The following is a 3,787-nucleotide window of genomic DNA, read 5'->3' as shown; positions in this document are numbered from 1 at the left end:
TATCCTCAAATTCAAGCGTGATAAATAACCATCGCCCTACCATTATGATTTTCAATAATCTTAGTTACATTTGAGCTAGCAAAAGTGTGAAAAAAAGCATGATGCACTGTCAAAATTAAATCTTGAAACCCTTTATCTCCATCCTCTAGCATTTTAACATTTAATCCAATTTCTTTACATTTTTCCGCTGAGATATGCCTGGCATGCGAGCTAGTCTCTTGATGGCTCGCGAGCATTTTCATAACACTATCAATTTTATTCTGAGCATCGGCTTGCCCCTGAAACATCCCTGTTTCTAACCATTTCTTAGCGAGCTCTTTTGACCATCGGATTGCTTTCTCGCAATCGCCAATAAAAGTCGGATGGTACTTGCTCAATATTACTTGCCAAACTGGAATAGTGCTTTGGTCAGCTTTAACTTCTCTCTTTGCACGTTCGAACTCTTCCAAAACTCCCTCTGCAGAGATTCCGCGGAACTGAGGATCAATAGGTCCTAAATTAGAATGCTTCCCCATCAGGATTTCTTTACCAGAACAAGCTATCATTGTACCAGCCGACATTGCTAAATGAGGAACAATCACCCTAATATCGGTTCCAAACATTTTTCTTAGGTATTCAACTATTGATTCTGTCGCCGCGAGATCGCCACCCGGAGTATGCAACAATAAATCCAACCCTTTGGATTTATCCATCTGGTGTATAACTGTCATAAATCCATTCATATCGCTATCGTTAACGGCAACACTGGGTTGGTTTGGTTTTTGAAGCCACCCCGAATAATAGGCTATAGTATTTCTCTTCGTTTTTTTCGAGAGCCTTTTAAGATATTTACGCCTAATCCTATCCGTGGGGCTTTCTTCAGCTTCTTTCTTAAGTTCAATTAAAACTTCATTCCAATTTGGCATTTATTCTTTCCTTATCAAAAGCCCTGTGCCGGTTGAATAGCTTATGTTTTCTGTTTCATCCTTCGGCAAGGAAGCTCGCTTGATTTGATCAGCAAACGAATAAGGGTCTGAGTAACTAGGAAGGCTTTCTTTGGAAATATTCAATTTCTTAAATAGATCCTCTACTTCCTGATTTGTCATACCCCACCCCCTAAATAGATAATCCTAATTGGATAAACCCTAAGCGAATGCAGGCTGATGGTCTGATTGCTTTACAAGCCTATCGCCTTTCGGCTCCTGATTTCTTCTCTTCCATTCTTTAATTTCGGTGAGAATTTTCTCAGCCAAGAATTTAGCGAATTCAACCGGCACAGCATTGCCTACCATCTTGTACCCATCACTAACATCAGTATACTTAAAAATGAAATCGTCGGGAAAAGTTTGGATCCTCGCGCATTCTCTTACTGATAAGCGCCTATACAAATGCTCTTTCCCTTTTACAAACTCTCTTTTGTTCTCTTCAATAAGTTTCATTTTGGGCGCTTGAGGATGAATTGGCGCATGCCTTCCACCTGCTTGAATAGTGAAAGATTGCTCATCCCAGCTCCTCACCCTATTCCTTGACATATAGATCGTTGAAAAACCTCCAATCATATATTCATGATTCGGGATTTCCAAAACACTTCCATTAGTCTTATTGTATTTCAAGGCGGGTTTTGGCTCTGGCATTTTCCCTATTGCATCCCTTAAACTCACAAATCTGCCATGCCGCTCAGGAAATTCAAAAACCCTGTCCATTTTCTTGTGATAACCAACTATTATTACTCTCTCCCTATCCTGTGGAACATTAAAGTTCCGTGCATTCAATAATTTATAAACTACGTTATAACCAGCAGCAGAAAATTCCTCTAAGATTTTTTGAAATGCATCTTTATGGATATTTGCTAGAATACCCGAGACATTTTCGGCAAGGAAAAACAGAGGCTGTTTATCTTTCAACACCCTTACATATTCAAAAAACAACTGCCCCCTATGGTCATTTATGCCACGGCAAGCGCCTGCTTCGCTCCAACTTTGGCAAGGAGGCCCTCCAATAATTCCATCGGAAATAGGAATTTCGGCGGATGGAATATCAATAATACTTCGTTTATCCAAGTACACTTTCGGAAAGTTACTAGAAAAGGTTTCCCAGATTGTTTTATCAAATTCATTCGCCCAAACAATATCAAAACCAGCTTTCTCAAATCCTAAATCCAATCCCCCACATCCAGAAAAGAGCGAGACGACTTTTATTCTTGCATCGCAATTTTTATTTTCTTTATACATTTTGGCAATCCCTTGATTATTTGTTGCTGCCAGAATCGAATTACCTTCCAACCTTCCTGGCGCAATTTCTTATTGTTTTGTTTATCCCGTTGAATATTCTTTTCTATCTTTGGTATCCAATATCCTCGATTTGCTTTAATCTTCCTCTTTTTTCTTTCCCAAAGGTAGCCATGCCAGAATTCCCCATCAACGAAAATTACTATTTTTTCGTTGCCTAACACTATGTCTGGTTTGCCTGGCAATGCCTTGGAGTTTTTCCTAAACCGAATATTCTCTTTTCGAAGAGCGCGCTGTAGCAGAATTTCAGGAGCAGTCTTATCGCTCTTAATCTTCCGCATTAGCTTTGACCTTGCTGCGGAAACCTTGAACTTATAAACCATATTATAACTCTTAAAGTTAGTAAGTTCAATCCTTATAGTTCCGCATTCCTTGCCTCCTTTCTATTAAGCAAGGTTTTGCCCTGCTAATATAATAGACGCAAGAAATGCCAAAATCTAACAGGTTTTTTTTAAGCTGTCTTCTCAATCATCAGGAAATAAACAGTCTTTCTATCTTGTGCGGGGAAGCCTTGCCGCCAGCCATTCCTTGGGACACCCACAACGTTGTTGAAAACCCATGGGGCATTAGCAGCTTTCCCAGCTAAACCCACTGCCCTATTATGTTCAGAATCGCTCTCTTGCCCAATCCATTGCCTTCTGATTGCAATCATCAAACTGTCTTTGTATTGGTCAAAGTACTCATCGAACGTATACACTTTAATATTTTCTGCCGCTATCCCATGAGAAGGAGCCTCAATGATAAATTCAGCCTGATGGGCTGAGAAACCAACATTAGGGCTTCCCTGCACCATTAAAAATTTAACTAAGGTCTTAAAATCCTGTTCTGAGAAGAAATTCCTCCAAGGCCTATTTCTCCTTGGCAAATTCCCAGCATGAAAATTTCTAACCTCCTTATCAAGATTGTGCAATAATGCTTCTGGATTATCAAAACCTAAAATTCTAAAGACTTCCAATATATTTGCCCTCTGCAAACGGTTATATGAGAAACTTGCCCCGGCTTGCTTAACTGAAACGCCTTTCCCATTGATATAAATATCTGCCTTCTTTCTTGAATCTTCGGCAGCTAATAAGATATCGACATCTCGTTCAGTAGGAATTTCAACATAGCTGCCCTCTGCCTGCCCAGGAGCACCAACAGCCATAACGCTACCAATCTGATCAAGAGATATTCGCCCTTTATTTAAAACTAAGAATCTTGCAACATCTTTTTCATTGCCCGGCATGTTATTCTCCTAAAAAAGGTCTTTCACCTGTACGCCAAGAGCTTTGGCAAGCTTAGCAATATTGCACAAAGCTATGTTTCTCTTACCGCTTTCGACTTGCCCAACATAAGTACGGTGCAAGTCAGCCAATTCGGCCAATTTCTCTTGCGAAAGCTTCTTTTTAAGGCGAAGGTTGCGAATTTTTAACCCAAATTGCTCTAGAATTATCGCCATGGCAACACCTCCATTTGTTGACAATATTGTATGATTATGTTATATTTAAGTCTACAGAATCGGAGTAACATATATTCCTTTG

General features: G+C 39.8%; 6 protein-coding genes. All 6 read right to left on the bottom strand.

Annotated features, from left to right (window positions below):
* Window positions 1–11: 11 nt before the first annotated feature.
* The 6 genes from PLK24_RS09595 to PLK24_RS09570 all read right to left on the bottom strand — a co-directional run bounded on the left by PLK24_RS09595 (window position 12) and on the right by PLK24_RS09570 (window position 3,705).
* The gene (locus PLK24_RS09595; RefSeq protein ID WP_324478585.1) at window positions 12–905 is read right to left on the bottom strand and encodes an SDH family Clp fold serine proteinase; all 894 of its coding nucleotides are present in this window, start codon (window positions 903–905) and stop codon (window positions 12–14) included.
* Window positions 906–1,085 carry a hypothetical protein gene (locus tag PLK24_RS09590; protein ID WP_324478583.1) on the bottom strand — a complete coding sequence of 60 codons (180 nt, stop codon included), beginning with the start codon at window positions 1,083–1,085 and terminating at the stop codon, window positions 906–908.
* Window positions 1,086–1,124: 39 nt separating this feature from the next.
* The gene (locus PLK24_RS09585; RefSeq protein WP_349770678.1) at window positions 1,125–2,177 is read right to left on the bottom strand and encodes a DNA cytosine methyltransferase; all 1,053 of its coding nucleotides are present in this window, start codon (window positions 2,175–2,177) and stop codon (window positions 1,125–1,127) included.
* Window positions 2,174–2,590 (bottom strand): very short patch repair endonuclease, encoded by a 417-nt coding sequence (locus PLK24_RS09580; RefSeq protein WP_324478579.1) that lies wholly within the window; start codon window positions 2,588–2,590, stop codon window positions 2,174–2,176. The genes PLK24_RS09585 and PLK24_RS09580 overlap by 4 nt, the downstream gene beginning before the upstream one ends.
* Before the next feature lie 128 nt (window positions 2,591–2,718).
* Window positions 2,719–3,492 (bottom strand): hypothetical protein, encoded by a 774-nt coding sequence (locus PLK24_RS09575; protein WP_324478577.1) that lies wholly within the window; start codon window positions 3,490–3,492, stop codon window positions 2,719–2,721.
* A gap of 9 nt (window positions 3,493–3,501) precedes the next feature.
* Window positions 3,502–3,705, bottom strand: coding sequence for a helix-turn-helix domain-containing protein (locus PLK24_RS09570; protein ID WP_324478575.1), 204 nt, complete (start codon window positions 3,703–3,705; stop codon window positions 3,502–3,504).
* Between the last annotated feature and the right edge of the window lie 82 nt (window positions 3,706–3,787).

Origin of the sequence: Atribacter sp. (assembly GCF_035418125.1) — a bacterium.
Lineage (GTDB): Bacteria > Atribacterota > Atribacteria > Atribacterales > Atribacteraceae > Atribacter > Atribacter allofermentans.
Note: the sequence above shows the minus strand (reverse complement) of the source record. Positions and strands in the feature narration are given on the sequence as shown.

Bases quoted from the DNA above. Each gene is read 5' to 3' on its own strand.
- PLK24_RS09595 (WP_324478585.1), bottom strand. From the start codon at position 905: ATGCCAAATTGGAATGAAGTTTTAATTGAACTTAAGAAAGAAGCTGAA.
- PLK24_RS09590 (WP_324478583.1), bottom strand. From the start codon at position 1,085: ATGACAAATCAGGAAGTAGAGGATCTATTTAAGAAATTGAATATTTCC.
- PLK24_RS09580 (WP_324478579.1), bottom strand. From the start codon at position 2,590: ATGGTTTATAAGTTCAAGGTTTCCGCAGCAAGGTCAAAGCTAATGCGG.
- PLK24_RS09575 (WP_324478577.1), bottom strand. From the start codon at position 3,492: ATGCCGGGCAATGAAAAAGATGTTGCAAGATTCTTAGTTTTAAATAAA.
- PLK24_RS09570 (WP_324478575.1), bottom strand. From the start codon at position 3,705: ATGGCGATAATTCTAGAGCAATTTGGGTTAAAAATTCGCAACCTTCGC.